This is a genomic window from Phytohabitans aurantiacus, assembly GCF_027923225.1.
Lineage (GTDB): Bacteria > Actinomycetota > Actinomycetes > Mycobacteriales > Micromonosporaceae > Phytohabitans > Phytohabitans aurantiacus.
In genome coordinates this window covers 1-4,348 of record NZ_BSDI01000114.1, presented here as the reverse complement: position 1 = coordinate 4,348, position 4,348 = coordinate 1, and the positions used below count along the sequence as shown (strand labels likewise).

At 57.7% G+C, this 4,348-nt stretch carries 3 protein-coding genes; all 3 read right to left on the bottom strand.

From position 1 onward, the window contains the following. Positions 1 to 247 precede the first annotated feature (247 nt). Genes fxsT through QMG73_RS46575 form a run of 3 tightly spaced genes read right to left on the bottom strand, consistent with a single transcriptional unit; the run spans position 248 to position 4,343 of the window. Entirely contained in the window at positions 248 to 2,965 is a 2,718-nt protein-coding gene (fxsT, locus tag QMG73_RS45940) for an FxSxx-COOH system tetratricopeptide repeat protein (RefSeq protein WP_281906467.1), read from the bottom strand. Beyond that, positions 2,962 to 4,146 (bottom strand): TIR domain-containing protein, encoded by a 1,185-nt coding sequence (locus tag QMG73_RS45935; protein WP_281906466.1) that lies wholly within the window; start codon positions 4,144 to 4,146, stop codon positions 2,962 to 2,964. Before QMG73_RS45935 ends, fxsT begins: the two co-directional genes overlap by 4 nt. Continuing rightward, positions 4,146 to 4,343 (bottom strand): CU044_2847 family protein, encoded by a 198-nt coding sequence (locus QMG73_RS46575; RefSeq protein ID WP_407676959.1) that lies wholly within the window; start codon positions 4,341 to 4,343, stop codon positions 4,146 to 4,148. The genes QMG73_RS45935 and QMG73_RS46575 overlap by 1 nt, the downstream gene beginning before the upstream one ends. Positions 4,344 to 4,348: the final 5 nt, after the last annotated feature.

Sequence of the window (4,348 nt, the reverse complement as noted above, 5' to 3'; positions counted from 1 at the left end):
CGGACGCCTCACCGACTTTCCCGAAGTCCTACGCACCGTCACCGGACTGGAGATCTACCGAACCTGGGGATAACCACGTTCTGAATAACGCTCCATCATCTGGGATGGGAGCGAGTGCCATGCTTCATGTTGAGCGGCAGCGGTGACCGCAGTTCGCGGACAATCCTCATTGCGATGACAACAGCCTTCGTCACCGCGACCATTTGGCAGCACTTGCACAAGGTCCTTGCACATGGAGCTGCCAAATCTATTCGACGACTGCGGTCGGCTCGTGGAACAACCGCAGTCGCGTTAATCTGGACTGCTCATCTTCGGGAGCATCGGTGACATCCTGCAGAATCCGGTGGGTACGCCGCAATTCTGAAAGCCAGCTGGCCGGTCCGCGCACACGTGCAAGATCTCGCACGGCCTCTATCGTCTTAGGATGCTGTGGACCGAGGGTCTTCTCCCGCGCCTGAATAACCTGTTCCACCATTGCCTCGGCGTGTCGCCGTTCCTTGGCTTGCCAGGCAATGATCGCTAGATTGTGCAGGGCATCGACAGTAGCAGGATTCTCTTCCCCTAGAACGTCTCTCCGGCGCGCGAAGGCGCGCTCACCATACATGAAAGCGTCAGTGAGGCTACGGCCCTGGAAGGCAATTCCAGAAAGAAGATCGAGTGCGACGAGTGTGCAGGCGTGGTACTCCCCTAGCACACGTTCTGCGGTTTCAAACGCCTGAGACGCAAATTCTCTAGCCTCGTCGAGCTCTCCCAGTCCACCTAGCGCGCTAGCCAATCCGAGTAAAGACACCACCACGTTCTGATCGGAGCCGGCGCCAAGACGCCTTCTGATTTCGAGAACTCGTCTGTGCGTAGCTACAGCTTCTTCTGCTCTCCCGAGTTCCTCAGCCACCGTCGCCCAATTGTGAAGCGTGGATGCGAGGGAGTCCCAATCAACATCGCGCATGTCGGACAACTGATCTACGAGAACGTTGAAGATACGATCAGCATCCGTAGGTCGCCCAGAGTCGGCGAGCATGGTCGCCAGGTTGCTTATTAGTCGTATATCGTCAGCTTCTAACTCTACTCCTGGTCCACGCCCTAGCCGGCTTTGGACTATCTCGGCACTGAGCTGTACAGCCTGCGCTAAATCTCCCTCGTCGGCCAAAACAATCGATAGATCGTTTAGCAATTCAGGTATTCCATGTGCCTCAGCCTGCTCCTCCTGCAGCCGGAGCGCCACGGACCTCTGAAGAAGTCCCAAAGCGGAGCGGGTGTCGCCTCGGGCATACGTATAACGCCCTATCCTGTGGAACAGCGTCGCTAGCTCGAGCCTTGGCTTCCCAAAGTCCTGCACATGATCAAGGACGGCGAGCGCATGGGGTACAAGCCGCGCGCAGTGCTCCCTGACCTCCCAGCTTTCCGAATTCATCGGCATCTGAGAGGAGACCCACGTAAGCAGATGGTTGATGACGTTCGACCGCCGCTCGCCATTCATGCGTTCACTTATAACTCGCTGTACAAGTGGGTGAATGACGAGGCTCTCATCCGCCGAAAATTCCACCAGCGAGTACCGCGCAAGGGTACGAAGGGAACCTTTTGAGAATCTAAGAAGCGGCTCAAGCTTTTCAGCAAGGTTCAACGATAACGGCGTTGAATCCACGAACGCTAGACAGTCCAACAATTCTCGGCTATACGGGTCGGATTCCACCACTGCGTCGATCGAAAGCTCACAAACGGCAGTAAGTAGGAGCTGCGCCTCGTCGAGTGCCGAGCGCTTGCGCAGTAACCTAGAGCGACCTTCTCCTAGGCGATTGGGTTCCCGAGTCCATCTGTTCCTTCGCAACCGACTAGACAAGAACTTGGAATAATCCCGGAAGTTCGTTCCAGACGCTAGGACGTAGGCGGCCGCTTGTTCGAGCGCTAATGCCAACCTGCCGACGGCGGTTGCGACTCGGCGCGCCGCTTCGACATCATTGCTAGCCGTCCGTGCCAGTAGAAACTCGACCGCCGCTTCCATCGAGAGAACATCTACGGGCATCTCTCTCGCGCCGTGGGGCCACTTCCCGGATTGACGTGTCGTAATCAGGATATGTCCCGTGCCGCGCGTAGGCAAAGCAGACATGACCAGAGATGGATCCGCGACGTCATCGAACACCAACAAGAACCGCTGCTGGGACGACTCAAGCCATTCTCGTACCTTCGTGCCGGCATCTCGCCAATGGTCTGCTGGCGTCCATGCGCCAAGCAACTTGCCAAGTCGCGCCAGATCCTCGTTCATACTAGAGGGAGCCGACGCTCGCACCCACCATACAAGATCATAGTCGTTGCGGTGCCGGTGCGCGAATTCCGCAGCCAACCGAGTCTTACCGACGCCTCCCATCCCGATAAGCTGATGAGTGAGAACGGTTGGACCGGCCGCAGCTTCGCGGTATAGAGCCGCCAAAAGGTCATTACGCCCAGTGAAAAATTGCTTCGGCCCAAGAGGGACGTTCCACGGCTTCAAACTGGCCGGCGAGGCGTGACGCCGTTGTCGCTTCGCCAATAGGTCGACGAACGACGACCGATCGCCAAACGCCTGCTTACCGCTAACAGCAGCGAGCAAGATCTGGGAGCGTCGTTCCTCTGAGAGTTCGTGAAAGTCGATCGTCTCGTATGGCCCTAGATGATAAAGGCTATCCGTGTCATCCAGCCTCACCGGAATCACTCGCTCAGGACGACCAACCACCCCAGCGATCCAATCATTCCGACCGAACGCCCAAGAGTTCACGAGGTTCTTGCTCACCAGGATGATCAACGTCTCCGCCCGGGGCTGAGCCAGGTCCAGACACGAGCAAAAATCGCGACCCGGACGAAGCGGTACGACATCTGCTTCGGCGTCGTATCCTCCAGCCTTGAGCCTGCGCATGACCCAACTGGCGGTCGGGGCGTCTTGCGCAGCATAGCTAACAAAGACTGTTCGAGTACGGTCATGCGGCACGGTCATGATCCACCTCGCTCGTCCCCCGGTGACTCCAGGCTAACCTTCGGCAACCGGTTTCGGGAGACGCTCTGCTGCCGAGGCTTTATGAATCTTTCCGTCGGGAACCGCGCTGGTAGGCGCGGCGGCGCCTTCTCGGGGTCGAGCCTGGCGAGAAGAAGCGCCTCAACTTGTTGCTCAGATTCACGGCCGTAGAGATCCGTTGGTTCAATGTGACTGAGAAATGTGGGCATTTCGACATGTTCTAGCCGGACCGGTATCAACTCACCGCCAACATAGCCCTCCTGGAGGCGCCGCAGTTCAGCACGATGGGACGGCGAGTCGCATTGGAAGGTGTCCTGGGAGAGAAGGACTATGATGTTCGGATGGGTTCTGTGCGCTTCCGCAATCGCTCGCATGAAATTTGTGCCCATAACGTATTCGTGTCGAACCAGAACGTCGATTCCCTTCGACTCAAGGAACTCGCCGAGCCAATCCGCAACATCCTCGTCAGCCTTACTGTGGCAGATACAATAGCCATGTGAGTTCTGCTTATCAGTTGGTGGGCCTGCCGCATAGCAATTGAGCCGAGGATAGCGCTCCATGATGGCCGACGAAGGCGACGCGTATACAGTACCTCCGACGGCGAACTGCGGGATATCGTGGCGTTCCGGATTCCAACGAATCAGACCAAGTGCGGCCATGTCTGGCCCGTCATTGATCAGCACAGGGGCACCACTGAACCCCGCGAGGGCCATCGACGCAGACTGAACGCAGTGCAATTGGATTGCTGGGGATTTTTCGAAGATCTTGCTGTGTGGATTGACGACCGTCCCACTAACCGACATATAGTGGGGCGTAAAGGGACGAGATGTCGGCCAGCCCACGCTGAGAAACTCTGCGCCTACGTCTGCGGCTGCCGTGAGTCGCACAGGTTTCAAGTGACCTGGAAGTTCCCCTTGCAGCTCAAGTATGGCAACGTCGAGTTCAACGCAGTATTCGATAACTGTCGCAGCGGTAAAGCGATCGCCTAGCCAGATGGCCGGTTTCGGTTGTTCGACTTCTCCCGTCGAGCGGTTCCCGACACAGTGGAAAGCAGTCAAGGCATCGGTGTCGGACAAGGCAAACGCCGTACCGACCAATCCGTCGATGGACGGTGCGTCGGTGTCAACACATACGCCACCGATCGCCGGCAACTGCTCTAACATCAGCCCATGCGCGCCCAGGTAAGGGACACTTCGAAGCTCGCAGAGGCTGACGCGCGAGACACTATCACGCCCGCCTCGGCCTGAAGATCCAGAGCAAATGATAAGCCTAGAGCGCTATTCAGAACGTCTGATCGTCCACTGTGGTCAGGGCCACGGGTGTCACTACAGGTGACGGCGGCCGCCCCGGTGTAGATCACCTGGG

What these genes read in the sequence shown, in the direction of transcription:
- fxsT (WP_281906467.1), bottom strand. Translation starts at nt 2,965, where the DNA reads ATGACCGTGCCGCATGACCGTACTCGAACAGTCTTTGTTAGCTATGCT.
- QMG73_RS45935 (WP_281906466.1), bottom strand. Translation starts at nt 4,146, where the DNA reads ATGTTAGAGCAGTTGCCGGCGATCGGTGGCGTATGTGTTGACACCGAC.